The sequence below is a fragment of the Curtobacterium sp. BRD11 genome (assembly GCF_031844345.1).
Classification (GTDB): domain Bacteria; phylum Actinomycetota; class Actinomycetes; order Actinomycetales; family Microbacteriaceae; genus Curtobacterium.
Genome location: NZ_JAUZUZ010000005.1, coordinates 116,624 through 140,565, shown reverse-complemented (window position 1 = coordinate 140,565; position 23,942 = coordinate 116,624). Strand labels below are relative to the sequence as shown.

Genomic DNA, 23,942 nt, shown 5'->3' with positions numbered 1-23,942 from the left:
TCGCCGTGGCGACGCGACTCAGCTGAGCTGGTTCGCCTCCACCCACGACAGGTACTCCGGGCTCACCGTGCCGGTGACGTACTCACCGGTGAAGCAGCTCATCTCGAGGTCGGTGACGTCCGAGCCCTCGATGATCGCGTCACGCATGTCCGCGACCTCCTGGTAGATGAGGTGGTCGCTGCCGAGCACGCGGTTGATCTCCGGGATCTTCCGGTCGTGCGCGATCAGCTCGGCGCGGGTCGGCATGTTGATGCCGTACACGTGCGGGTACCGGACCGGGGGAGCGGCGCTCGTGAACGTGACCTCGTTCGCACCGGCTGCTCGTGCCATCTCGACGATCTCGCGGCTCGTGGTGCCGCGGACGATCGAGTCGTCGACGATCAGGATGTTCTTGCCCTTGAACTCGGACGACATCGCGTTGAGCTTCTGGCGCACCGAACGCTTGCGCTCCGCCTGCCCGGGCATGATGAACGTGCGGCCGACGTAGCGGTTCTTGAAGAAGCCCTCGCGGTAGTCGATGCCGAGCTTCTGCGCGACCTGCATGGCCGCGGGTCGGGACGAGTCCGGGATCGGCATGACCACGTCGATGTCCCCGGTCGGGGCGTACTGCGCGATCGTGTCGGCCAGGCGGTTGCCGAGACGGAGGCGGGCGTCGTACACCGAGATGCCGTTCATGACGGAGTCGGGACGCGCGAGGTAGACGTACTCGAACGAGCACGGCACCAGGCGCGGGTCCTTCGCGCACTGGCGGGCGTGCATCTGGCCGTTCATCTCGATGAACACGGCCTCGCCCGGAGCGATGTCGCGGACGACCTCGTAGCCGCCGGACTCGAGCACGAGGGATTCGCTCGCGACGACCCACTCCGGCTGCCCGGCCTCGTCGAACTTGTGGCCGAGGATCAGCGGTCGGATGCCGTACGGGTCGCGGAACGCCAGCAGGCCGTGCCCGGCGATCGTGGCGATCGTGGCGTAGGAGCCCTCGACGCGCTCGTGCACGCGCTCGACCGCGTCGAACACCTGACCGGCGTCGAGCTCGCTGCCGCGGACCTGGCCCTGGAGCTCGTGCGCCAGGACGTTGACCAACAGCTCGGTGTCGCTCGTCGTGTTGAGGTGACGGCGGTCGATGTCGAACAGCTCGCGGGTGAGCTCGCGGGTGTTCGTCAGGTTGCCGTTGTGCACGAGCACGATGCCGTAGGGCGCGTTCACGTAGAACGGCTGGGCCTCTTCCTCGTTGCTCGCGACGCCCTTCGTGGCGTACCGGACGTGTCCGAGCCCCATCGTGCCGAGCAGGGCACGCATGTCGCGGGTGCGGAATGCCTCACGGACGTGCCCACGCGTCTTGTGCATGTGGTGGACGCGACCCTCGACCGTGGCGATGCCGGTCGAGTCCTGGCCCCGGTGCTGCAGGAGCAGCAGGGCGTCGTAGATGGATTGGTTGACGGGCCCCTGCGCAACGAGGCCGACGATGCCGCACATTCGCGGAGTGCTCCAGACCGTAGGATCGGGTGGTACCGAACAAGTCTGCCATGCTCCGCGGAGGACCACGCATGCCGAACCCGTACGCTGCCGCCGGTGTCGACACCGCCGCCGGTGACCTGGCCGTCGAACTCATGAAGTCCGCCGTCTCGGCGACCCACAACCCATCGGTGCTCGGTGGTGTCGGCGGGTTCGCCGGGCTCTACGACGTCTCGTTCCTCAAGGACTACGAGCGTCCGCTGCTCGCGACCTCGACCGACGGCGTCGGCACCAAGGTCGCCATCGCGCAGGCGATCGACAAGCACGACACGATCGGCCAGGACCTCGTCGGCATGGTCGTCGACGACATCGTCGTGGTGGGCGCGAAGCCGCTCTTCATGACGGACTACATCGCCTGCGGCCGGGTCGTGCCGAACCGCATCGCCGACATCGTCGCCGGCATCGCCCGCGGCTGCTCGGCGACCGGGACCGCCCTGGTCGGCGGCGAGACGGCGGAGCACCCGGGGCTGCTCGGGCCGGACGACTACGACGTGGCGGGTGCCGCGACCGGTGTCGTCGAGGCCGGACGCCAGCTCGGCGCGCACCTCGTCGAGGACGGCGACGTCGTCGTGGCGATCGAGTCCTCCGGGCTGCACTCGAACGGGTACTCGCTCGTCCGGCACATCCTGTCGGGCAAGGGCATCGGCTACACCGACCAGCTGCCGGAGTTCGGCGCGGGGGTCTCGGTGGGCGAGGCCCTGCTCGAGCCCACACGGCTGTACACCGCGCCGCTGCTCGACCTGCTCGACGCCCGACCCGGCGTCGTCCACTCGCTGTCCCACGTCACCGGTGGTGGCATCGCCGCGAACCTGGCGCGGGTGCTGCCCGTCGGCACCTGGGTCGAGGTCGAGCGCTCGACGTGGACGCCCCCGACGGTGTTCCGGGTGCTCGCGGACATGGCGGGGACACCGGTGGAGGACACCGAGGGCACCTGGAACCTCGGCATCGGGATGTTCGCGGTCGTCGCGGCGTCCTCGGCATCGGCGGTGCTCGACGACCTGCGGGCCGCGGGGCTGCCCGCGTGGACGGTCGGCACGGTGTCGACCTCGGCGCGGGACCTGGACGGGTTCGAGCAGGGTGCCAAGGGCGTCGACGGGGGAGCGGTCCGACTCGTCGGTTCCTACGCGGGCTGAGGCGCACCGCCCCGACCTCGTCGGCCGCGCGGCGTCGTGCGGTCGCGCCGAGCTGACGGCGTCGTGCGGTCGCGCGGCGTCACCGTCTGCGCCGAGCTGACGGCGTCGGCGATGTTCCACCGGTGCCGGCGCGGCCGTCCTGGTTGCACGACCTGCCGCGTGCGGTCGTTCCGGTTGCGCGAACTGCCGCTCATGTCGAAGGTGAGCGGCAAGTCCTGCGACCGAAGCTCGCCGCCGCGTGCGGTCGCGCGGCGTCACCGTCTGCGCCGAGCTGACGGCGTCGGCGATGTGCCACCGGTGCCGGCGCGGCCGTCCTGGTCGCACGACCTGCCGCGTGCGGTCGTTCCGGTCGCGCGAACTGCCGCTCATGTCGAAGGTGAGCGGCAAGTCGTGCGACCGAAGCTCGCCGCCGCGTGCGGTGGTGCGGCGAGGTCGACCCGCTCGGGCCGGCGTCGGCGATGTTCCACCGGTGCCGGCGCGGCCGTCCTGGTCGCACGACCTGCCGCGTGCGATCGTTCGGGTCGCGCGAACTGCCGCTCATGTCGAAGGTGAGCGGCAAGTCGTGCGACCAGGGCTCGAGCCCAGCGAGCTGGACGTGCCCGCCGACCGCCGGAGCCCGCGCACACGACGACGCCGCGCGACCCCGGAGGGTGCGCGGCGTCGACGGTCCGGGTCAGGCGGACTTGTCCTGGTCCTGCTGGGGCTCGAACTCGTCCTCGTCGTCGCCCGGTTCCTCACCGTACTGGTCAGCCCAGCGGTCGACGTAGGAGTTCTCGTCCGAGTGTTGCCCGGCGGAGAGCTCTCGCTCGAGCGCACCGTAGTTCGTGTCCGGACTGAAGTACTTCAGCTCCCGGGCGACCTTGGTGTGCTTTGCCTTCTGACGGCCGCGCCCCATGCGTGACCCCCTCGTGATCGGCTCTGGTCCGGTCCTGGCGGGTGCATGGTTGCCACCCGGGGAACCGAACGGTTCGTGGTTTGAAATCTGCCGATCACTCTACCATGTACCCCGTTCCCCACCTGCCCATCGGCGTCCCCCGTCGGCCGGTCGGAGAGGTGACCAGGGCTCACGCCGCGAGCGGCTCCGGCACGCCCCGCTTCCGCCGTGCCGAGCGCAGGACGAGGGCGTCGAGCGAGAACTGCCCGGGCCCGGTCAGGGCGATCGCGAGCGAGGCGACGGCGAGCACGAGCACGTACTCGAAGCCGCCGTCCTGGGCGAAGAACCCCGCGGTCGCGTGGGCGAGCAGGCCCGCGACGACCATGTCGACCGCGAGCAGCAGTCCGACGACCCGAGTCGCGACGCCGACCACGAGCAGGATCCCGCCGACGAGCTCGAGGCCGGCGACGAGGGGTGCCGCGACCTCGGCGAGCGGGACGCCCATGCCCGAGAAGCCCTGCGCGACGCCGGGGATCCCCTGCGCGAACTTCTGGGCGCCGTGCGCGGTGAACACCACGCCGAGGACGATGCGGAGCGCGGTCAGGCCGATGGAGGTCGATGTCGTTCGCATGGCGACGACGCTATGCGGTGACGTGTCATCGACCCGAGGCCCTCGGGGGATTGTCCGCACTCGGCCAGGGGTCACCCAGACGTCGGTCCGCCGAATCGGGGACCGACGCTCAGGAACGACCGACGCCGGTCCACCACAGCGGGGACCGGCGTCGGGCGACAGGGTGTCGCGTCAGGAGTCCGCGCCGCGCCCGGTCTGCTGCTGCAGGCGGTCGATGTGCTCGGACGCCTCGGCCTTGCTGAGGTCCGCGGGGAGCTCCTCGCCGGCCTCGCGGGCGAGGGTGTCGAGGTAGCTGCGCTGTGGTCCGGTCATGGGCTCGTCGCCGGTCACCCACTGCTCCGGGTCCTTGCTCGCGGTCGTCGAGGGGTCGGGACGCTCGCCGCCCAGGGTCTCGCCCTGGTGCGACTCGTCGGGGGTCTGGTCTGCTGCGTCGGTCATGGCGCTGAACCTACGCGCGACGCCGGACACGACACGCAGCGAGGGCGTCCCCCAGGGGACGTGCGCCGGCACGCGGACCGGGCTCCCGACCAGGCGGACGGCGGCGCTCAGACCGGCGTCGCCGTGTAGCGCACCAGGTCCGGTCCGACGCCGCTCGTCGCGATCGGCACCTCGTCGCCGCCCTGCTCGATCCAGATCGTCGCCGCCCGCTCGTCGATCCGGACGACCTCGTGCAACGACCCGTCGATGAGCACCGCCGCCCGCACGGACACCTGCCCGGTGGACGCCCGGGGCGGCAGCCCGACCACGTCGGCGTCGTACGCGGCGTACCGACCGGGGGAGAGGAACGGCGAGACCGGGGTGGTCACGACCTCGAGACCACCCTCGACGGCGCGCACGGCGACCAGGCGCACCGCCTGGTCGGTGGGCAGGGGGACGTCGACCACCGGGGCGTCGACCGGACCGGCCAGTGCACGGAAGGCGGGCCGACCGTCGGGGGCGAGCAGTCCCTCCAGGCCGTCGATCCGCACGCGACCGCGGCCACGCGAGTCGGCGTAGAGCCCCGGCTCGAGCCCGGAGCGGCGTGCCTCGAGCCGCGTGACCACGACGCGGTCCGGTCGGTACCAGTCGCGGAGCGTGGCCGGGTCGACCCAGCCGATGCTGGCGACCCCGCGGGCGAGGTCGGCGCGGTCGTCGGCGGGGCGTTCGTCGAGGGCTCCGAGCGGGTGCTCACCGCGCACGGCGACGAGTCCGGCGTACGGCCCGGCCACCGGTGGTTCGTGGTCGAGCACCTCGACGCGCTTCGACACCTTGCCGCCGTGGCCGTCGAAGGTCGCGAAGGTGCGCAGGTCGGAGATCGTCATGTCGCCGACGATGCTACGACCGGCCGCCGTCACGGCGTGCAGGTGTGGCGACGAGGAGGTGCACCTCGCCCGTGCACTGGGTCGGGTCGACGCCCTCCGCGGGACCGGCGGGACGCGACGCCCGCCGCGGCTGCAGGCCGTCGCGCTGCACCGGCGACCCCACCGGCTGCAGGCTGTTCCGCTGGACGGACCGGAGCAGACGGTCCTCCTGCGCGTCGTGGTGGGACACGCCCTGCGGCGAGCGGCGGAGTGCCGGCCGGACCGGCTCACCGCGGCGTTCCTGCCCCGGCAGCGGACGGGAGCGTCGCCCGTAGAGCAGTTCCGACGAGTCGAGCAGCCACGGCACCAGGGCCACGGTCACCCCGTGCACCAGCAGGAGCTTCTTGCGGATCCGGCGCCCGCGGTGGTTGTGCAGCAGGGTCTCCCACCAGTGCCCGACGACGAAGACCGGCGTGTAGACGGTGACGACCTCGGACCCGTGCTCGGCCCGGTGCGCCTTGATGTACCGGATGAGCGGCATCGAGATGTCGCGGTAGGGACTCGGCACGACGGTGAGCGGGACCTCGATCCCGTGCTCGACCCACTGCTCCTGCAGCCGGCGGGCCTCGGCGTCGTCGATCGCGACGTGCACCGCCTCGAGTCCGGCGTGCTGTGCCGCGATGGCGTAGTCGATCGCCTTGAGCACCGGCTTCTGGAGTGTGTTGACGAGGACGATCGCGTGGTCGCCGGTCGCGCCGAACTGCGTGTCGACGTCCGCCTCGACCTCGTGCGAGACGTCGCGGTAGTACCGGTTCACGCCGAGCATGAGGACGAACAGCACGGGCATGATCACGAACACGAGCCAGGCGCCGTGCGTGAACTTCGTGATGGTGACGACGACGAGCACGACGAAGGTGGAGGTCGCGCCGATCGCGTTGATCGTCAGCGAGCGCCACACCTGTCCGCGGTCGACGGGCTCGTCCGCGCTGCCGTCGCGGTCCGAGCGCAGCAGGCGCAGCCAGTGCCGGACCATGCCGGTCTGGCCGAGCGTGAACGACACGAAGACGCCGATGATGTACAGCTGGATGAGGCTCGTGACGTTCGCGCGGTAGACCACGAGCAGCGCGACCGCGACGAGCGCGAGCACGATGACGCCGTTCGAGTAGATGAGGCGGTCGCCGCGGGTCGACAGGGCCTTCGGCGCGTAGGAGTCCCGCGCCAGGATCGAGCCGAGCAGCGGGAAGCCGTTGAAGGCCGTGTTCGCGGCGAGGAGCAGGACCGCGGCCGTCGTCGCCTGGACGACGAAGAACAGCACGCTGCCGCCCCCGAAGGTCGCGGCGGCGATCTGCGCGATGAGCGAGCGCTGCGGTGTGGTCGCGCACGCGGTGAAGCCCTGCAGGTCGCACGCGCGCTCGGCGTAGTGCACGTGCGAGACGAGCGCGAGCGTGATGAGCCCGACGAACAGCACGATCGCGATCGAGCCCATGAGCACCAGTGTCGTCTGGGCGTTGCGGATCTTCGGGCGACGGAAGGCCTGCACGCCGTTCGCGATCGCCTCGACACCGGTCAGGGCCGAGCAGCCGGACGCGAACGCGCGCAGGAGCAGCAGCACGAAGGCCGCCTGCGTCGTGTGCTCGACGTTGTCGATCGTGTACGCGGCGGACTCGGCGACGGGGGCGTTGCCGAGGGCGGTGCGGACCAGGCCGGTGACGACCATGACGAACACCGAGCCGACGAACAGGTAGGTCGGCACCGCGAACGCCTTGCTCGACTCGCGGACGCCGCGCAGGTTCACCCCGGCGAGCAGCACGACGAAGGCGACCGCGAGCTCGACGCGGAACGGGTCGAGTCCCGGCAGGGCCGAGATGATGTTGTCCACGCCCGAGGCCACCGACACGGCGACCGTCATGACGTAGTCGACGAGCAGCGCGCTCGCCACGACGAGGCCGGCCTTCTCGCCGAGGTTCCGGTGGGCGACCTCGTAGTCGCCACCGCCGGACGGGTAGGCCTTGACGAGCTGCCGGTAGGACGCGACCACCACGACGAGCAGCAGCACCACCACGGCCGCGACCCACGGGGCGAAGGTCAGGAACGCCATCCCGCCGAGCAGCAGGATCATGAGGAGCTCCTGCGGGGCGTACGCCACGCTCGACAGCGGGTCGCTCGCGAAGATCGGCAGCGCCAGGTGCTTCGGGAGGAGCTGTCCCTCGAGCTTCTCGGAGGGCAGGGGATCGCCGATCAGTCGCGCCTTGAGCGACCGGATCTCGTTCGTCACGAGCGGCAAACCTACTCAGTTGCGCGCCCGAGTCAACACTGTGGGAACGGACAGGCGGCGACGGCCGTGCGCCGGACGCACGCCGACGGGCAGCGGACGGGAGGCGCGGCTCGCCACCACCCGTCCGCCGGCGGCCGTCAGACGGAGCGGCGCAGGGCCTCCAGGCCGTCCCGCAGGCGCGTCACCGTGTCCTCGGTGAGCGTCCCGCGCGTCGCGCGGCGACGCAGGTCCGCCCGGACCTGCTGCCGGAACGCGGCGATCGCCATCTCGACCTCGCGGAGGGCGCGGGCGCCCTCCGTCGGGACGTCGACGGGCTCGTCGGCGGTCTGACCGCGCGGGGCCTGGGCGCTCGCAGCGAGGTCCGCTCGGAGCGAGCGCATGGCCTCGCCGACCGAGGCGCGGACGCCGTCGGCCAGGGACCGCACCGAGTCGGCGACCCCGGACTCGACCGCGGCGAGCTCCTCGGCGCGGGCGTCGAGCTCGGCACGGCCGGCGTCGGTGATCGCGTACACGGTCTTGCGGCCGTCGACGGTCTTGGTGACGAGCCCCTCGGACTCGAGCTTGGCGAGCCGCGGGTACACGGTGCCGGCGCTCGGGACGTACGCGCCGCCGAAGCGCTCGCCGAGGGCCTGGATGAGCTCGTAGCCGTGCATGGGGCGGTCGGCGAGCATGGCGAGCAGTGACAGGCGCAGGTGACCGTGCGCGAAGACGGGGCTCATTCGGACGCCTCCGCGCCGGTCGGGGCGTCCGTCGGGGCGGCCGGGGCGGGCGGGGCGTGCAGGACCGCGACGTCGCCCGAGACCGAGTTGACCTTGAGGTCGAGCCACTGCCCGCTCAGCTCGCCGCCCTGCTTGACGTACGAGCCGCGGACGCCGCGGATCTCGGAGTCGTCGAACTGCAGCTTGCCGGACGCGGTGCTGACGGTGCAGCGGTAGGGGACGCCGTCCTCGAGCCGGACGCTCACCGAACCGGACACGGTGTTGATGCGTGCGGCGTCCGGGGTGCCCTGCAGGTCGAGCACCACGTCGGCGTTCACCCCGTCGGCCGTGAGGCGCGGGATCGCGCCCGTCGCCACGACGTCGCCCGACACGGTGCGGACCGTCAGTGCGCCGTCGAGGTCGCGGACCGTGGTCGCCCCGGAGACGGCGTGCACGGCGAGGTCGCCCGCGAGCCCGTCGACGACGACGTCGCCCGAGACGGTGTTCACCGAGGCGCCGCGGTTCGTGCCGGAGAGCAGCGCCCCCGCGGAGACGACGCCGACCGTGACCCGTGCGTCGCGGGGGACCAGCACGCTGACGTCGGCGGTGGCGCGACCGCGGAACGACCTGAGGAAGCCGAGCGGGTCGTCCCACCGGACCTGCGGGTGGTCGATGGTGAGCGTGTCGCCGTCCAGCTCGATCTTGAGCGGCTTGCCGGACACGCCGTGCACCTCCACCCGGGCGGTCGGTTCGTCGTGGGCCACGACGTCGACCTGCCCACCGGCGAGCCCGACGCGCAGGGCGCGGACGATGCCGGTGTCGATCACCTTGGGCTCCTCGACGAGCCACTTCTCCTGGGCCATGTTGCCTCCTCGAACTCGCGATGTATCGCGTGTGTGGAGTCACGGTACATCGCGAGTGACCCGTTGTCACCAGGCCAGGATGCAGGACGGCCCCGCTCCCGGTGGGGAGCGGGGCCGTCCTGCGGAGCGGGCCTACTTCGCGGCGTCGTCCAGCGCCGCCTGTGCCTTCTCCGCCGCCGCGTCGAGGGCCTCCTTCGGGCTGGTCTTCAGCAGCATCGCGGACTGCAGCTGCGTCGACAGCGCCGCGCTCACCTCGCCGTACGCGGTGATCGACGGACGGGCCTTGGCGTACTCGAGCTCGTCGGCGAAGGCCTTGAGGCGCGGGTTCTCGTCCAGGTACTGCTTCCACGTCGCGTTGTCCGCCGTGGCCTGGTTCGCGGGGAGCAGGCCGGTCGCGATGTCCCACTTCGCCTGGGTGTTCGGGCTGAGCCACCACTGCAGGAACTTCCACGAGGCGTCCTGCTTCGCGGTCGTCGTCTCGATGATGTACGAGTTGTTCGTGCCGAGGTTCATCGCCGGCTCGTCGATGCCCGGGAGCGGGAAGACGCCGACGTTCTCCTTGCCGAGCGTGCTGTCGATGGTCGACAGGTCGTACGCGCCGGTGATCGCCATCGCGGCCTTCTTCGACGTGAGCGCGGGGACGGCGCCGTTCGTCGAGGTGGTCAGGAGCGACTGCGGGTAGGCCGAGCCGTCCTGCAGCATGTCCGTCCACGCGGTGAGGGCCTTCACGCCCGCGTCGCTGTTGAACTCGACCTTGGTGTTGTCCTCGTTGAGGAAGTCGCCGCCGGCACCCCAGAGCATCGACTGCCAGGTGAAGACCGGCCACTCACCGGTGCCGATCGGCAGGTAGGCGCCGTACTGGGTCGTGCCCTTGGTGAGCTTCTTCGCGTCGTCCTGGAACTCCGACCACGTCGTCGGGGTGTCGGTGATGCCCGCGGCCTTGAACATCTCCTTGTTGTAGACGACGGCGTAGTCGCCGATGTCGGTCGGCAGCGTGTACTGCTTGCCGTCGAACTCGCCGGTCGAGAGCATGCCCTCGGTGAAGCTGTCCTTCGTGACGTCACCGCTCGACAGGTGGTCCTCGAGCGGCAGGACCTTGCCGGTCTGGATCACCTCGCCGGTCTGCTGCGGGGTGCTGTCGCCGAGCACCATGTCGGGACCGGTGTCGTTCTTCAGCGCGTTGATGAGCTTCGCGTCGAACTGGTCGGACGAGGCCGCGTACTGGGGCTGGACGTCGATCTCGTCCTGCGAGGAGTTGTACTCGTCGATGAGCTTCTTCACCTCGGTGGCCTGCGGCCCCGTGTAGTTGTGCCAGACCGTGATCGTGGTCTTGCCGCCGCTGCCGCCGGAGTTGCCGGTGACGGAGCCGCCGGAACACCCGGACAGGGCCAGTGCGGCACCCACGGCGAGGGCCGTGGCGCCGAGCAGTCGCTTGCGCATGAGTCGTCCTTTCTCGGACTTCGGGTGGAGCGAAGGGTGCCTCCGCGTGGAGCGGAGGGTGATGAGGAGGAGTGGAGCGAGGGGCGGTGCGGGATCAGCGGAGTCCGCCGGCCATGGCCGACACGATCTGCTTCTGGAAGATGATGAAGACGATGAAGACCGGCAGGATCGCCAGCGTCGAGCCGGCCATCAGCAGGTTGAAGCTCTGGCTCGCGTTCGCGGACTGCAGCTGCGTGAGGCCGACGGAGACGGTGAAGAACTCGGTCCGCGACGCCACGAGGAACTGGAAGAAGAAGTTGTTCCAGTTGTAGACGAACGACAGGACCGCGAAGGACCCGATCATCGGGGTCGCCATCGGCGTCACGACGGACCACATCCGCCGCCACACCCCGGCACCGTCCACCCGGCTGGCGTCCTCGATCTCGCTCGGGAACGACGTGAAGAACTGCCGGAAGAGGAAGGTGCCGAGGATCGACGGGATGTTCGGGACGATGAGGCCCTGGTAGCTGTTCAGCCAGTGCAGCGACGACAGCAGGGTGATGAGCGGCGTGAACACGACCTCGAACGGCACGAGGAGCGCGGCGAGCAGGACGACGAACACGATGTTCTTGCCGGGGAACTTCAGGCGCGAGAACGCGAAGCCCGCAGCCAGGCTCGTCACGATCTGCCCGAGGGTGGTCGCGATCGCCACGACCGTCGAGTTGAAGAAGTACAGCCCGAAGGGGGCGACGGTGAAGATGTCGGTGTAGTTCGACAGCTCCCACTGCCGCGGCAGGAAGGTCGGCGGGAAGGCGAGTGCCTCCTCCGAGGACTTGAAGCTCGTCAGCAGCATCCAGAGGAACGGGCCGAAGAACAGCACGACCGCGACGAGCAGGATGACGTGCCGCAGGACGGCGGGTGAGTGCTTGCGGAACAGCACGCCGAACGGGCGGCTGCGGTGCGGACGGGAGGCGCGGTGTGCGTCCGCCGGGAGGGTGCGGGAGGTGATCTGGGTCACGGTGGCGGTCCTAGTTCAGCTCGACGGGATCGCGGCGGTTGATGACCCGCAGCTGGACGACCGCGACGAGGATGCCGACGATGAGCAGGAGCACGGCGGCAGCGCTGGCCGAGCCACCGTGGAAGAACACGAAGCCCTGGTTGTAGATGTAGTAGAGGATCGTCTCGCTCGAGTTGATCGGGCCGCCCTGGGTCAGGACGTAGACCTGCGTGAAGACCTGCAGCGCGCCGATCACGCCGGTGATCGCGAGGAAGCCCGTGGTCGGGGCCACCAGGGGGAGCGAGATCCGGAAGAAGCGGCGGATCGGACCGGCGCCGTCGAGCGTCGCGGCCTCCATGTAGGACGTCGGGATGTTCGTGAGCGCGGCCGAGTAGATGATCATCGTGTAGCCGACGCCCTGCCAGATCGAGAACACGATCACCGAGACCAGGGCCCACGGCTCGGACGTCAGGAAGCCGATCGGGGGAGCACCGAGCGCGGTGACCACGCCGTTCACCAGACCACCGAGCGGCGACAGGATGAAGCTGAAGATCAGCGCGCTGCCGACGATCGGGGCGATGTACGGCACGAAGAGCAGTGCCCGGTAGACGCCGCGACCGCGGAACGGCTGCGCCAGCAGTGCCGCGAAGAACAGCCCGAGGGCCATCGTGATCGGCACCACGACCACCACGTACAGTGCGGTGTTGCCGGCCGCCCGGACGAACTCGCCGTCCTGGAACAGCCCGGTGAAGTTCGACAGGCCGACGAAGCCGTTCGTCTCGCCGGACGCGGGGTTCCAGTCGGTGAACGAGTAGAAGACGGTCTGCGCCAGTGGGTACAGGTAGAACAGCGCCAGCAGCACCGTCGTCGGGGCGATGAGCACGTAGCCCGCTCGGCCCTCGCGTCGTTCCATCCGGCTCGCGTCCGCAGTGGACGACCGTCGACCGGGGACACGCACCCGGGCCGGGTTCTCAACCGCACTCGTCATGCGGACCTCCTCTTGGCTCGTCGTTGAACGCTAGGAATCGGCTGTTTCGAGCAGATTACCGTTCGATCACCAAAAGTAAACAGTCGAATCTGCAACGACTTCGTTCGATAATCGACCGTTTCGTCGCTACAGTGTCGGCATGCACGAGCAGCACTTCCAGGACATGGACCGGAACCCCGGGTCCGTCGGGGACGTCCTCCGACTGATCCGCGTCTCGGACACGACCTCGCGCTCGAGCATCGCCAGGAGCACCGGACTCGCACCGTCCACGGCCTCGGCCCGGGTCGACGCACTGACCGCGCTCGGGCTCGTGCGCGAGAGCGGCGCCGAGGGGTCCCGCGGCGGCAGGCGTGCCCGGCGGCTCGAACTCGTGGCGGACGCCGGCTTCGTCGCCGCGGCCGACCTCGGCGCCCACCACGTGCGCATCGTGCTCACCGACCTGGCCGGCCGGATCGTCGCCGACACCGACGCCCTCGAGCACGGCGCCGCGACGGTGCCCGTCGCCGCAGGACCGCGGGCGTCGGTCGCCGCGCTGTGGGACCGGTTCGTCGAGCTCGCCCGCGACGCCGGCCTCGACACGACCCGCTTCCGCGGCGCCGCGATCAGCGTCCCCGCGCCCGTGTCGTACCCGGGCGGCAGCATCGCGACCCCGTCGTTCGAGCCGTCGTGGCACGGTGCCGTGCTGCCCGAGCTCTTCGCCGAGCACACCGACGCCCCCGTCCTCGTGGAGAACGACGCGAACCTCATCGCCCTGGCCGAGCGTCCGGGCCCCGACCGCACGGGCACGCTCGTCGCGGTGAAGCTCGGCACCCGCATCGGCTCGGGGGTGCTGCTCGACGGGCGCCTGCACCGCGGGGTGAGCGGTGCCGCCGGCGAGATCAGCCACACCCCGGTCGACGGCCAGGCCGCGATCGGCTGCACCTGCGGCGTGCCGGACTGCCTCGAGTCGGTGGCGTCCGGGGGAGCGATCGTGGCGCGGCTGCGCGCGGGCGGACGGCAGGTCGGCGGGACGAGCGACGTGCTCGCGCTCGCGGCGCAGGGCGACGCGGTCGTCCTCGACGAGCTCCGCCGGGCGGGGGAGCACATCGGCCGCGTGCTCTCCGGCATCGTGAACTTCTGCAACCCGAGCGAGGTCGTGCTGGCGGGGGCGATGTCGGCGTCGTCCGTCCTGGTCGCGACGATCCGCGGGGAGCTCTACCGGTCGTGCCTGCCGATGGTCGCGGACGCCCTCGACGTCCGGGCGAGCTCGTCCCCGCGCGACGCCGGCATCCGCGGGGCGACGGTGCTCGCGATCGACGAGGTGCTCGCACCGGCACGCGTCGACGAACTCGCCCGCGCGGCGACGGAGCGGACGGCATGAGCGCCGCGGGCACGGGCTCGCACGGCGGCCGGGAGGCATCGGGCGCGGTCGTCGCCGTCGACGTCGGCGGCACCACCGTCAAGGGGATGGTCCGGGTCGGTGACGTCGTCCTCGACCGCGCGGTCGTCCCCACCCTGGCGCCGGTCGCGGCGACCGACGCGCACGCGGCGACCGACGCGCACGCGGCGGCCACGGACGCCGCCGTGGGCGGTCCGGCGCTCGCCGCCGTCACCGCCGTCGTCGACCGACTCGCCGCAGCAGCCGCCGCCGCCGGGCACCCGCTCGCCGCCATCGGTCTCTGCACGCCCGGGGTCGTCGACGCCGAGACCGGGACGGTGGTCGTCGCGGTCAACCTCGACTGGCACGACCTGCCCCTCGCCGGACTCCTGCGCGACCGGTACGGCGTCCCCGTCGCCGTCGCGCACGACGCCCGCGCTGCCGCGACGGCTGAGATCGCAGCACGCACCGCGGCGGGCCGGGACGTCGCCGAGCTGGTCTTCATCCCGATCGGGACCGGCGTCTCCGCGAGCCTGGTCGTCGACGGGCGCCTGGTGGTCGGGGCAGCCGGAGGTGCCGGCGAGGTCGGACACGTGTGCGTCCGACCGGGCGGCGAGCCCTGCACGTGCGGGCAGCGCGGGTGCGTCGAGGTGTACGCCTCCGCACGGAACATCCGACGGCGCTACCGCGCGGCCGGCGGTACGATCGACGGCGCGACCGAGGAGATCGTCGCCGCCGTGGACACCGACCCCGTGGCCGCCGCGGTCTGGGCCGACGCGGTCGACGCGCTCGCCGCCGGGATCGCGATCCTGTCCGCCGTGCTCGATCCGGCGGTGGTCGTCGTCGGCGGCGGACTCGGCGAGTCCGGGGAACGCCTGCTCGCCCCGCTGCGCACCGCGGTGGACGCGCGGCTCGGCTGGCGTCCCGCGCCCCGCATCGAGCAGTCCCTCGCGGGCGCCGGTGCCGGCCTGGCGGGAGCAGCCCTGCTCGCCCGCACCGCTGCGCAGTCGACCGCAGCGCAGTCGACCGCAGCGCAGTCGGCCCCTGCGCCGCCTGCCGCCACCACCGCTGCCCACGGCGCCGAACCCACCACGGACACCGCACCACCACGAACCAGGAGGACCCCATGACCGCTCAGCGACTCCGGATCGGCCTCGTCGGCGCGGGGGTGATCGCCCACGCGCACCTGCCGAACCTGCTCCGGATCGGGGACGTCGTCGTCTTCTCCGAGGTCGGCGCCGAGGACCTCGTCGCAGCACACGGCGGCGAGGTGGTCGACTCGCTCGACGAACTCCTCGCCCGCGTCGACGTGGTGGACGTCGTCGTCCCCACGTACGCCCACGCCGAGGTCGTGCGCGCGGCGCTCGCCGCCGGCAAGGACGTCATCAGCGAGAAGCCGCTCGCCCGCACCGACGCGGACGCCGACGACCTGGTCCGGCTCGCGCACGAGGCCGGTCGCCAGCTCTACCCGGCACACGTGGTCCGCTACTTCCCCGAGTACGTCCGTCTCAAGGCCGCGGTCGAGGCCGGGCAGCTCGGCGAACTGGCCGTCCTGCGGTTCGTCCGCTCGGGTGCGTTCCCGACCCGCTCCGCCTGGTTCGCCGACCCCGAGCTCTCGGGCGGCATCATCATGGACCAGATGATCCACGACCTGGACATCGCACGGTGGATCGCCGGCGACGTCGTCCGGGTCAGCGCGGTGCACGTCCGCAAGGGCACCGTCGACCACCCGGTCGAGGCGGCGCACGTGCTGCTCACCCACGCGTCCGGGGCGATCAGCCACGTCGCGGGCATCTGGGGGCCGGCGCACCTGCCGTTCGTCACCGAGTTCTCGGCGACCGGCACCCTCGGGTCCCTGTCGCACGACTCCCGCGCCGAGCGGAACTACACGGCGGAGCTCCTCGACGAAGCCGGGGTCGGCGGCGACCTGCCCGAGCTCGACCCCGCCGAGGACCCGTACTTCCTCGAGATCCGCGAGTACCTCGGGGCCTTCCGTGGCGGCGTGGTGCCCCGCGTGTCCGCCGAGGACGGCGCCACCGCGGTCCGCATCGTCAACGCCGCGCTGCGGTCGGTCGCGACGGGGCAGCCCGTCGACCTCGAGCCCGCCCCGGCGGCCGGGACGCACGAGGGGGCGACGGCGTGACCGCCCTGCGCATCGGCGTGCTGTCCTTCGCGCACACGCACGCCCTGTCCTACCTGTCCGCGCTGCAGGCGATGCCCGACGTCGAGGTCGTCGGCACCGACCCGGACGGCACCTCGACGGGCACCGACCTGGTCGACCTGCGCGGTCGTGCACTCGCCGACGCCCTCGGGGTCGCGTACGTCGACACCGTCGAGGAGCTGCTGGCGAGCGGGGTCGACGCCGTGGTGGTCACGAGCGAGAACGCCCGGCACCGTGCCCTGGTCGAACAGGCCGCCGCCGCCGGGGCCCACGTGCTGTGCGAGAAGCCGCTCGCCACGACGTGGGAGGACGGGCTCGCGATGCGCGCCGCCGCCGAGGCCGCCGGCGTGCTGCTCATGGTCGCCTTCCCGGTCCGCTTCGCGAGCACCTTCGCCCGGCTCGCCGCGACGAAGCGGTCCGGCCGCCTCGGCGAGGTGTTCTCGGTCCGCGGTGCCAACAACGGCATGCTGCCGCTGACCCGCTCGTGGTTCACGGAACCCGGACTGTCCGGCGGCGGCGCGATCGTCGACCACGTCGTGCACATCGCGGACCTGCTCGACGAGCTCCTGGACGGCACGCCGGCCGAGACCGTCACGGCGGTCACGAACCGGGTGCTGCACGCGTCGCGCGCGCAGGCCGAGACCGCCGGTCTGGTCACCATCACCTACGCCGACGGCACGATCGCGGCGATCGACTGCTCGTGGAGCCGTCCGGACACCTCGCCGACGTGGGGTGGGCTGGCCCTCACCGTCGTCGGGACCGAGGGATCGGTGGACGTCGACTTCTTCCGGCCCAGCGTCCGCGGGCTCGACGCCGCGAGCGGCCGGTCGGTCGTCCTGCCCTACGGGCCGGACTTCGACGCCGCGATGCTCGACACGTTCGTCGCCGCGGTGCGCTCCGGCGAGCAGCCCCAGCCCGACGCGGCCGTGGGACTGCGCACCCTGGCGATCGTGCTGGCAGCGCAGGAGTCGGCCGCGACCGGCGAGACGGTGCGGGTGCGGTCCGTCTGACCCGACCCGCTGACGGCCTGGAGGCGCGGTGCCGGCCGGTGCCGCGCCTCCAGGCCGTCAGCGGGTGCGGCCCGACCGCCGGGCGGTCGCGTCAGGAGCCACCGGCCGCCGCCCACAGGCGGCGTGCGTTCGCGAGTCCGCGCTCGACCGCGTCGACGTCGTCCTCGAGTCCCTCGAACTCGATCGACACCGGCCCGTCGAACCCGCTGGCGACGATCCGCTCGACGATCCGTCCGAGCGGCAGGTCGCCGTGCCCGACCACCGTGCCGAGGACGGCGCGACCGGCCAGCGTGGTGAGCCACCCGTCGGCCGCCGGCGGGGTCTCGCGCACCAGGAAGTCCTTGAGGTGCACGACCGCCGCGACCGGCAGCACCCGCTGCACCGCGCGCAGCGGGTCGTCGTCGAGGCAGACGAAGTTGCCGACGTCGAGCAGCGCGCGGAAGCCCGGGTGGTCGACCTCGTGCACCAGCCGCAGGATCCGCTCGCTGTCGTTGAAGGCGAAGCCGTGGTTCTCGACCATCGTCGTGATGCCGAGCGTCGCGGCGTGCTCGGCGACCGCGCGGCAGACCGGCACCACCTGCGCGAGCACCCGCTCGAACTCCGCGTGGTCGGCGTCCCGCCAGGCCCAGGGGACGACGTCGTGGCGGAGGTGCGTGATCCCGAGCCGGTGTGCGACGTCGAGGTGCTCGTGGACGCGGGCGACCTCGGCGTCGACGGTCGCCGGGTCCGAGAAGTCCGCACCGATCACGTGGTTCGCGAGCCCGATCCCGCGGGCGGCGGCGTGCTCGCGCAACCGGTCGACGAGCTCGGGCTGCCGGGGGAGGTCGTCGCCGAACCCGCCCGCGGCGATCTCGAGGTGCTCGCCACCGGCGTCCGCGACCCGGTCGACGACGTCGAGGATCGTCAGTGCACCGCGCTGGAGCGAGCGGGCGTAGCTGTAGGAGGACACTCCGAGTCGCATGGCGCGACCCTAGCCGCAGTCGGTGCGCCGCCACCAGGGGTGCTGCCCTGGCGTTGCGGGGACCACGGCAGGCGGCGGAAGAGCGGCATGAGCGGCTGCACCATCGGGCCGATCGCGAACGCCGCGACCACCGTGCCGGCCCCGACGTCGCCGCCGAGGAGCCATCCCACCACGACGACGGTGACCTCGATGACGGTACGGGCGAGCCACAGCGGCCAGCCGAACCGCTCGTGCACGCCGACCATCAGGCCGTCCCGGGCGCCGGTGCCGAGCCCGGCGCCGATGTAGCAGGCCGTCGCGACGGCGAGCAGCGCGAGCCCCGCGGCGAACAGCAGGATCCGGGGGACCAGGCCGTCGGGCTCCGGCACGAGCCAGAGCACCAGGTCGGCCGACGGGCCGATCGCCAGCACGTTGCAGAGCGTGCCGATGCCGGGCTTCTGGCGGAGCGGGATCCAGAGCAGCAGGATGACGACGCTCGACGCCACGGTGATGACGCCGAACGACCAGGGCAGCACGTTCTCCAGGCCCTGCGTCAGGACCGTCCACGATCCGACGCCGACCACGGCGCGGACCTGCAGCGCGGTCGAGGCGCCGTAGAGGAAGAGCCCGACGGCGAGCTGGACGGAGCGGAGCACGAGGGCGGTGGAGCGGCGCATGCACCGATGCTCCCGCCGGATTGGCCTGGCCGTCGAGAGCCAATCGGGCTAGCGTGGCCCCGTGCCCCCGGTCTCCCTCAGCGCCCGTGCCGCCGCCCTCCTGCTCGCCGACTGGCGGGACGGCACCGACGCCCCCGCGTACGAGGCCCTGTCCGACGCCGTCCGCGTGCTCGTCATCGACGGTCGGGTGCCGCTGGGCGTCCGGTTGCCCGCCGAACGCGGGCTCGCCGAGGCCCTCGGCGTCTCCCGGACGACCGTCGCGAACGCCTACGCCCGGCTGCGGGACGACGGGTTCGTGGTGTCGCTGCGCGGGTCCGGCAGCGTCGTGCACCTGCCGCGCGACCTGGCCGGTCGGCCCGACCCCGAGCGGCTCGGCGGCGTGGTGCCCGGGGACCTGCTCGACCTGCGGAAGGCCGCCCTGCACGCCGCACCCGAGGTCGCCGACGCCGTCGAGCGGGCGGTCCGGTCCGTGCCCGCCGCGCTCGCCGGCACCGGCTACGACACCGTCGGCGACCCCGGGCTCCGCGCAGCGATCGCGGACCGGTACACCGAGCGCGGGTTGCCCACCGACCCCTCGCAGGTGATCGTCACGATCGGTGCCCAGCACGCGATCGCACTGCTCGCCCGCGTCCTCGTGCGCCGCGGCGACACCGTGCTCGTCGAGTCGCCGACGTACCCGCACGCGCACGAGGCCTTCCGCGAGGCCGGTGCGCGACTCGTCGGTGTGCCCGTCGACGCCCGCGCCGGCTGGGACGCGGCAGCGCTCGAGACGACCCTGCGCCGGACGGCCCCGGCGGTCGCCTACGTCATGCCCGAGCTCCACAACCCGACCGGGGCGACCATGACGGCCGACACCCGGCGGCTGCTGCTCGACGTCGCCGCGACGACCGGCACGACCGTGGTCGCCGACGAGACGATGGGGGAGCTCCGCATCGACGGGGACCCCGCGCCGCCGCTCGCCGCGGCCGACCCGTCGGGCGCCTCGGTCGTGATGATCGGCTCCGCCGCGAAGGTCTTCTGGGGCGGCCTGCGCATCGGTTGGGTCCGGGCCGCACCGGAGCTCCTCCAGCGCCTGCTGCTCGCCCGCCCGACGGGCGACCTCGGCACGCCGGTCCTCGACCAGCTCGTCGCGCGCGAGCTCGTGCCGCGCACGGCGGCCGTCCTGGAGGGGCGGCGCACCTTCCTGCGCGCCGGTCGCGACGAGCTCGTGGCCGGCCTGCGCGCCCGGCTGCCGGAGTGGGACGTCCCGTCGCCGGCAGGCGGGTTGACGACGTGGGTCGGGCTCGGCCGTCCGGTGTCGAGCGCACTCGTCCTGGCCGCGCGGGCCGAGGGGGTGCTCCTGGCATCGGGTGGGGTGTTCGGCCCCGACGGCGGGTTCGAGCGGTTCCTCCGGGTGCCCTGGACGACGGCCGCGGCGGACCGGGAGCGCCTGGTCGACGTGCTCGGGCGCGCGTGGTCGCGGATCGGTGGCGAGGCAGCAGGCACCCGGGGGTCGCTCGCCGCGGTGGTCTGAACGCCCGGTCGTCCGCAGGTGCACGTTCGTCCACGGACCTGCGCCGGGCGGTCTGGTTCGCAGGTGGAACTGCGAGGATCGGCACGTGCACCTCCTCTCGGTCTTCAGCCTCCGGAACCGCGCCCTCATCGCGCTCGTCACGATCGTCGTCGCGGTGTTCGGCGGCGTCGCCCTGACGAACCTCAAGCAGGAGCTCATCCCGAGCGTCCAGTTCCCCCAGGTGGCGATCGTCAGCGCCTACCCCGGCGCGACGCCGGAGGTCGTGTCGAACGACGTCTCGACGAAGATCGAGCAGGCCATCCAGGTCGTGCCGAACCTCGAGTCGACGAGTGCGACCTCCTCGACCGGGCAGAGCGTGGTGTCCGCCTCGTTCGACTACGGGTCGAACCTGGCCAGCGCCGAGGACAAGATCCAGACCGCGGTGAACGCCCTGTCGCTGCCGGACACCGTGCAGACCCAGATCGTCACCGGGTCCTTCGACGACCTGCCCGTGCTGCAGCTCGCCGTCACCGCCTCGGGCAACCAGGAGCAGCTCGTCGACCGGCTGAACGCCACGGCGGTGCCCGACCTCGAGAAGCTCGACGGCGTGCGGCAGGCCGACGTCTTCGGCAACCCCGGCCGCCGCATCGTGATCACCCCGGACGAGGACGAGCTCGCGGCACGGGGGCTCACGACGCAGTCGATCTCGGACGCCCTCGACGACAACGGCACGCTGATCCCCGGTGGCACGATCACGCAGGACGGCACGACCCTCTCGGTGCAGACCGGGCAGCGCATCGCGTCGCTCGACGACATCCGCGGGCTGCCCCTGACGGCGTCGAGCGGGTCCGGGTCGTCCGGCTCGTCGGCCGGTGGATCGTCCACGGGCGGTGCTGCGACGGACTCCGGCAGTGCCGCGGGCGCTCCCGGCAGCACCGGCACGGCCATCGGCTCCGCGGGTTCCGGGGACGGCACCGCGGGCGGGACGGCCGCGGGCCAGGGCCAGACCGGTGCGACCGGCACCGGGACGACCGCGACCGGCGGTGCGGGCGGGAGCACCGCCTCCACGCCGACCTCGCTCGGTGACGTCGCGACGGTGCAGATCGAGGAGTCGCCGCGCACCTCGATCAGCCGCGTCGACGGCAAGACCGCGCTGACCATCGCGATCACGAAGACGCAGGAGGCGAACACCGTCGACGTCTCCGAGACGGTGAAGGCCGCACTGCCCGGCATCGAGGCCAAGGTCACCGGCGACCCGCAGTTCACCGTGGTGTTCGACCAGGCGCCCTACATCCAGCAGTCCATCGACTCCCTGGCGGAGGAGGGCCTGCTCGGCCTCGGGTTCGCGGTCGTCGTCATCCTGGTGTTCCTGCTGTCGTGGCGGTCGACGCTGGTGACCGCGATCTCGATCCCGACCTCGGTGCTGCTCGCCGCGATCGGCATGCAGGCCGCCGGTTACACCCTCAACATCATCACGCTCGCGGCGCTCACCATCGCGATCGGCCGCGTGGTCGACGACTCGATCGTCGTCATCGAGAACATCAAGCGGCACCTGCAACCCGGCGTCGACCGCGGGCGGGCGGTGCTCGACGCCGTGCGCGAGGTCGCCGGGGCGGTCACCGCCTCGACGCTCACGACCGTTGCGGTCTTCCTGCCGGTCGCGTTCGTCGCCGAGCTCGTCGGCGAGCTGTTCCGGCCCTTCGCGCTCACGGTCACGATGGCGTTGCTCGCGTCGCTGTTCGTGTCGCTGACGATCGTGCCCGTGCTCGCGTACTGGTGGCTCCGGGCGCCGAAGACGCACCGGCACGCGGCGGTGCCGACCACCGGATCGACCGAGACCGGGTCGACCGAGACCGTGCCCGCGAGCTCGTCGGCACCGGTGTCGGCTGCGTCCGGGGCGGCTGGACCGACGTCGACCGGGGCGCTGACCTCGGCCGACGACCTGCACGACGCCGGGACGTCCGACCGGCTGCGTCGCGGGTACCTGCCCGTCCTCCGCTGGGCGGTCGGCCGCCCGGCGCTCGTCCTCGTGCTCGCCCTGGTCGTCCTCGGCGGCACCGCAGCGGCCGTGCCCTTCGTCAAGACGAACTACCTCGGCGACTCCGGGCAGAACACCTTCACCGTGACGCAGGACCTCGAGCCGGGCACCAGTCTCGACGAGCAGTCGGACGCCGCGCGCAAGGTCGAGCGGGTGCTGCAGGACGTCTCCGGTGTCGAGACCGTGCAGACCACGATCGGGTCGAGCGGCCAGTCCATCCAGGCCGCGTTCGGCGGCGGCGCATCTGCCTCCGTGCAGTACAACGTCACGACCGACGCCGGGGTGGACCAGACGACGATCCAGTCCGAGGCCCGTGACCGTATCGAGCGGATCGACGGCGTCGGTGAGGTCAGCCTGTCGAGCGCCGGTGGCGGCTTCGGCGGGTCGAGCGACATCGAGGTGGACGTCACCGCGCCGACCCAGGCCGAGCTGCAGACCGCGGCGGAGAAGGTCCTCACCGAGATGCGCGGTGTCGACGGCACCACCGCGGCGTCGAGCAACCTGTCCGCCGCCGAGCCGTACCTGGCCGTCCGGGTCGACCGGACGAAGGCCGCCGAGCGCGGGCTCACCGAGACCCAGGTCGGCGGGATCGTCGCCGCTGCGGTCTCGCCGCGGGACACCGGCAGCGTCGAGATCGACGACGCCACCCTCGACGTCTACATCGCCGACCCGGAGCCGCCGACCACCATCGACGCGCTGAAGTCGCTGTCGATCCCGACCGCGAGCGGCGAGGTTCCGCTGACCGACGTCGCGACGGTCGAGCAGTCCGACGGTCCGACCACCATCACCACGTCGAACGCCGTCCGCACGGCGACCATCACGGTCACGCCCGACTCGACGAACCTCGGACAGGCGGTGCAGAACGTCACGACGGCCGTCGATGCCCTCGACCTGCCGAAGGGTGCGTCGGCGACGATCGGCGGTGTGGCGTCGAGCCAGTCGTCGGCGTTCAGCCAGCTGCTGCTCGCCGTGCTCGTCGCGATCCTGATCGTCTACGTGATCATGGTCGCGACCTTCCGGAGCCTGCTGCAGCCGATCCTGCTGCTGCTCTCGGTGCCGTTCGCGGCGACCGGTGCGCTGCTCCTGCAGATCGTGACCGGCATCCCGCTCGGGGTCGCGTCGCTCATCGGCCTGCTCATGCTCGTCGGCATCGTCGTCACGAACGCGATCGTGCTCATCGACCTCGTCAACCAGTACCGCCGCCGTGGGCTCCGCGTCCGCGAGGCACTGATCGAGGGAGCGACCCGCCGACTCCGGCCGATCCTCATGACGGCGCTCGCGACGATCTTCGCGCTGCTGCCGATGGCGGTCGGGCTGACGGGGAAGTCGGGCTTCATCTCGCAGCCGCTCGCCCTGGTGGTGATCGGCGGTCTGGTGTCCTCGACGCTGTTGACCCTCGTCGTGCTGCCGGCGCTGTACTCGGTGGTGGAGGGCTTCCGGGAACGCCGGGCCGACCGGCGGGCGGAGCGGGAGGCGGCAGCAGAGCACTGACACCGGGCGCCGGGGTCCGGACGCTCGAGGCGTCAGTCGCGGGTGCCGGACCGAGGGCGCCGGGTGTTGGGCGTCAGACGGCGGACGCCGGGGTCCGGATGCC

The 23,942-nt window shown here is 72.1% G+C and carries 20 protein-coding genes; 7 read left to right on the top strand and 13 right to left on the bottom strand.

What is annotated here, in order from left to right; translation table 11 throughout:
• Positions 1-18: 18 nt before the first annotated feature.
• Positions 19-1,476 carry an amidophosphoribosyltransferase gene (purF, locus tag Q9R28_RS12625; RefSeq protein ID WP_066652154.1) on the bottom strand — a complete coding sequence of 486 codons (1,458 nt, stop codon included), beginning with the start codon at positions 1,474-1,476 and terminating at the stop codon, positions 19-21.
• Between the two features lie 71 nt (positions 1,477-1,547).
• On the opposite strand from purF, the gene purM reads away from it, so the two are divergent.
• Positions 1,548-2,648 (top strand): phosphoribosylformylglycinamidine cyclo-ligase, encoded by a 1,101-nt coding sequence (gene purM, locus Q9R28_RS12620; protein WP_311206252.1) that lies wholly within the window; start codon positions 1,548-1,550, stop codon positions 2,646-2,648.
• 673 nt (positions 2,649-3,321) lie between these two features.
• Here purM and Q9R28_RS12615 read toward each other — a convergent pair.
• The 10 genes from Q9R28_RS12615 to Q9R28_RS12570 form a co-directional block, all read right to left on the bottom strand.
• Complete coding sequence (locus Q9R28_RS12615; RefSeq protein WP_066652157.1) at positions 3,322-3,543, bottom strand: DUF3073 domain-containing protein; 222 nt, start codon at positions 3,541-3,543, stop codon at positions 3,322-3,324.
• 169 nt (positions 3,544-3,712) lie between these two features.
• Positions 3,713-4,153 (bottom strand): DoxX family protein, encoded by a 441-nt coding sequence (locus Q9R28_RS12610; protein WP_251160994.1) that lies wholly within the window; start codon positions 4,151-4,153, stop codon positions 3,713-3,715.
• 171 nt (positions 4,154-4,324) lie between these two features.
• Complete coding sequence (locus Q9R28_RS12605) at positions 4,325-4,591, bottom strand: DUF3072 domain-containing protein (RefSeq protein ID WP_066652161.1); 267 nt, start codon at positions 4,589-4,591, stop codon at positions 4,325-4,327.
• Between the two features lie 107 nt (positions 4,592-4,698).
• On the bottom strand, positions 4,699-5,454 hold the full coding sequence (locus Q9R28_RS12600) for a hypothetical protein (protein ID WP_311206251.1): 756 nt from the start codon (positions 5,452-5,454) through the stop codon (positions 4,699-4,701).
• Positions 5,455-5,467: 13 nt separating this feature from the next.
• Positions 5,468-7,717, bottom strand: coding sequence for an APC family permease (locus tag Q9R28_RS12595; RefSeq protein ID WP_271826255.1), 2,250 nt, complete (start codon positions 7,715-7,717; stop codon positions 5,468-5,470).
• A gap of 128 nt (positions 7,718-7,845) precedes the next feature.
• Positions 7,846-8,427: a PadR family transcriptional regulator gene (locus Q9R28_RS12590; RefSeq protein WP_066652167.1), complete on the bottom strand. Its 582-nt coding sequence runs from the start codon at positions 8,425-8,427 to the stop codon at positions 7,846-7,848.
• The gene (locus tag Q9R28_RS12585; protein WP_066652169.1) at positions 8,424-9,269 is read right to left on the bottom strand and encodes a DUF4097 family beta strand repeat-containing protein; all 846 of its coding nucleotides are present in this window, start codon (positions 9,267-9,269) and stop codon (positions 8,424-8,426) included. The genes Q9R28_RS12590 and Q9R28_RS12585 overlap by 4 nt, the downstream gene beginning before the upstream one ends.
• Positions 9,270-9,401: 132 nt before the next feature.
• Positions 9,402-10,709 (bottom strand): ABC transporter substrate-binding protein, encoded by a 1,308-nt coding sequence (locus Q9R28_RS12580; protein ID WP_311206250.1) that lies wholly within the window; start codon positions 10,707-10,709, stop codon positions 9,402-9,404.
• 94 nt (positions 10,710-10,803) lie between these two features.
• Positions 10,804-11,706 carry a carbohydrate ABC transporter permease gene (locus tag Q9R28_RS12575; protein ID WP_209684009.1) on the bottom strand — a complete coding sequence of 301 codons (903 nt, stop codon included), beginning with the start codon at positions 11,704-11,706 and terminating at the stop codon, positions 10,804-10,806.
• Between the two features lie 10 nt (positions 11,707-11,716).
• Positions 11,717-12,673 (bottom strand): sugar ABC transporter permease, encoded by a 957-nt coding sequence (locus Q9R28_RS12570; protein WP_311206249.1) that lies wholly within the window; start codon positions 12,671-12,673, stop codon positions 11,717-11,719.
• Positions 12,674-12,812: 139 nt separating this feature from the next.
• Here Q9R28_RS12570 and Q9R28_RS12565 point away from each other — a divergent pair, with 139 nt between their 5' ends.
• Genes Q9R28_RS12565 through Q9R28_RS12550 form a run of 4 tightly spaced genes read left to right on the top strand, consistent with a single transcriptional unit; the run spans position 12,813 to position 17,201 of the window.
• The gene (locus tag Q9R28_RS12565; RefSeq protein WP_066652175.1) at positions 12,813-14,033 is read left to right on the top strand and encodes an ROK family transcriptional regulator; all 1,221 of its coding nucleotides are present in this window, start codon (positions 12,813-12,815) and stop codon (positions 14,031-14,033) included.
• Positions 14,030-15,160 carry an ROK family protein gene (locus Q9R28_RS12560; protein ID WP_251155366.1) on the top strand — a complete coding sequence of 377 codons (1,131 nt, stop codon included), beginning with the start codon at positions 14,030-14,032 and terminating at the stop codon, positions 15,158-15,160. The genes Q9R28_RS12565 and Q9R28_RS12560 overlap by 4 nt, the downstream gene beginning before the upstream one ends.
• Positions 15,157-16,173, top strand: a complete 1,017-nt coding sequence (locus Q9R28_RS12555) for a Gfo/Idh/MocA family protein (RefSeq protein WP_066652184.1) — start codon at positions 15,157-15,159, stop codon at positions 16,171-16,173. Before Q9R28_RS12560 ends, Q9R28_RS12555 begins: the two co-directional genes overlap by 4 nt.
• Positions 16,170-17,201 carry a Gfo/Idh/MocA family oxidoreductase gene (locus Q9R28_RS12550; RefSeq protein WP_311206248.1) on the top strand — a complete coding sequence of 344 codons (1,032 nt, stop codon included), beginning with the start codon at positions 16,170-16,172 and terminating at the stop codon, positions 17,199-17,201. Before Q9R28_RS12555 ends, Q9R28_RS12550 begins: the two co-directional genes overlap by 4 nt.
• A gap of 91 nt (positions 17,202-17,292) precedes the next feature.
• Here Q9R28_RS12550 and Q9R28_RS12545 read toward each other — a convergent pair whose 3' ends face one another.
• Together Q9R28_RS12545 and Q9R28_RS12540 are read right to left on the bottom strand one after the other, a co-directional pair.
• On the bottom strand, positions 17,293-18,162 hold the full coding sequence (locus Q9R28_RS12545) for a sugar phosphate isomerase/epimerase (RefSeq protein WP_209684002.1): 870 nt from the start codon (positions 18,160-18,162) through the stop codon (positions 17,293-17,295).
• A complete protein-coding gene (locus Q9R28_RS12540; protein ID WP_245171599.1) occupies positions 18,105-18,818 on the bottom strand; it encodes a YitT family protein in 714 nt (237 codons plus the stop codon). The genes Q9R28_RS12545 and Q9R28_RS12540 overlap by 58 nt, the downstream gene beginning before the upstream one ends.
• 61 nt (positions 18,819-18,879) lie before the next feature.
• Between Q9R28_RS12540 and Q9R28_RS12535 the strand changes: the two genes are divergently transcribed.
• Both Q9R28_RS12535 and Q9R28_RS12530 read left to right on the top strand, forming a co-directional pair.
• On the top strand, positions 18,880-20,331 hold the full coding sequence (locus Q9R28_RS12535) for a PLP-dependent aminotransferase family protein (protein ID WP_311206247.1): 1,452 nt from the start codon (positions 18,880-18,882) through the stop codon (positions 20,329-20,331).
• A gap of 85 nt (positions 20,332-20,416) precedes the next feature.
• A complete protein-coding gene (locus Q9R28_RS12530) occupies positions 20,417-23,839 on the top strand; it encodes an efflux RND transporter permease subunit (RefSeq protein ID WP_311206246.1) in 3,423 nt (1,140 codons plus the stop codon).
• Positions 23,840-23,942: the final 103 nt, after the last annotated feature.

Excerpts from the sequence above, each read along its gene's own strand:
- purF (WP_066652154.1), bottom strand. The coding sequence starts at position 1,476 with ATGTGCGGCATCGTCGGCCTCGTTGCGCAGGGGCCCGTCAACCAATCC.
- purM (WP_311206252.1), top strand. The coding sequence starts at position 1,548 with ATGCCGAACCCGTACGCTGCCGCCGGTGTCGACACCGCCGCCGGTGAC.
- Q9R28_RS12615 (WP_066652157.1), bottom strand. The coding sequence starts at position 3,543 with ATGGGGCGCGGCCGTCAGAAGGCAAAGCACACCAAGGTCGCCCGGGAG.
- Q9R28_RS12610 (WP_251160994.1), bottom strand. The coding sequence starts at position 4,153 with ATGCGAACGACATCGACCTCCATCGGCCTGACCGCGCTCCGCATCGTC.
- Q9R28_RS12605 (WP_066652161.1), bottom strand. The coding sequence starts at position 4,591 with ATGACCGACGCAGCAGACCAGACCCCCGACGAGTCGCACCAGGGCGAG.
- Q9R28_RS12600 (WP_311206251.1), bottom strand. The coding sequence starts at position 5,454 with ATGACGATCTCCGACCTGCGCACCTTCGCGACCTTCGACGGCCACGGC.
- Q9R28_RS12590 (WP_066652167.1), bottom strand. The coding sequence starts at position 8,427 with ATGAGCCCCGTCTTCGCGCACGGTCACCTGCGCCTGTCACTGCTCGCC.
- Q9R28_RS12585 (WP_066652169.1), bottom strand. The coding sequence starts at position 9,269 with ATGGCCCAGGAGAAGTGGCTCGTCGAGGAGCCCAAGGTGATCGACACC.
- Q9R28_RS12580 (WP_311206250.1), bottom strand. The coding sequence starts at position 10,709 with ATGCGCAAGCGACTGCTCGGCGCCACGGCCCTCGCCGTGGGTGCCGCA.
- Q9R28_RS12570 (WP_311206249.1), bottom strand. The coding sequence starts at position 12,673 with ATGACGAGTGCGGTTGAGAACCCGGCCCGGGTGCGTGTCCCCGGTCGA.
- Q9R28_RS12565 (WP_066652175.1), top strand. The coding sequence starts at position 12,813 with ATGCACGAGCAGCACTTCCAGGACATGGACCGGAACCCCGGGTCCGTC.
- Q9R28_RS12560 (WP_251155366.1), top strand. The coding sequence starts at position 14,030 with ATGAGCGCCGCGGGCACGGGCTCGCACGGCGGCCGGGAGGCATCGGGC.
- Q9R28_RS12555 (WP_066652184.1), top strand. The coding sequence starts at position 15,157 with ATGACCGCTCAGCGACTCCGGATCGGCCTCGTCGGCGCGGGGGTGATC.
- Q9R28_RS12545 (WP_209684002.1), bottom strand. The coding sequence starts at position 18,162 with ATGCGACTCGGAGTGTCCTCCTACAGCTACGCCCGCTCGCTCCAGCGC.
- Q9R28_RS12540 (WP_245171599.1), bottom strand. The coding sequence starts at position 18,818 with ATGCGCCGCTCCACCGCCCTCGTGCTCCGCTCCGTCCAGCTCGCCGTC.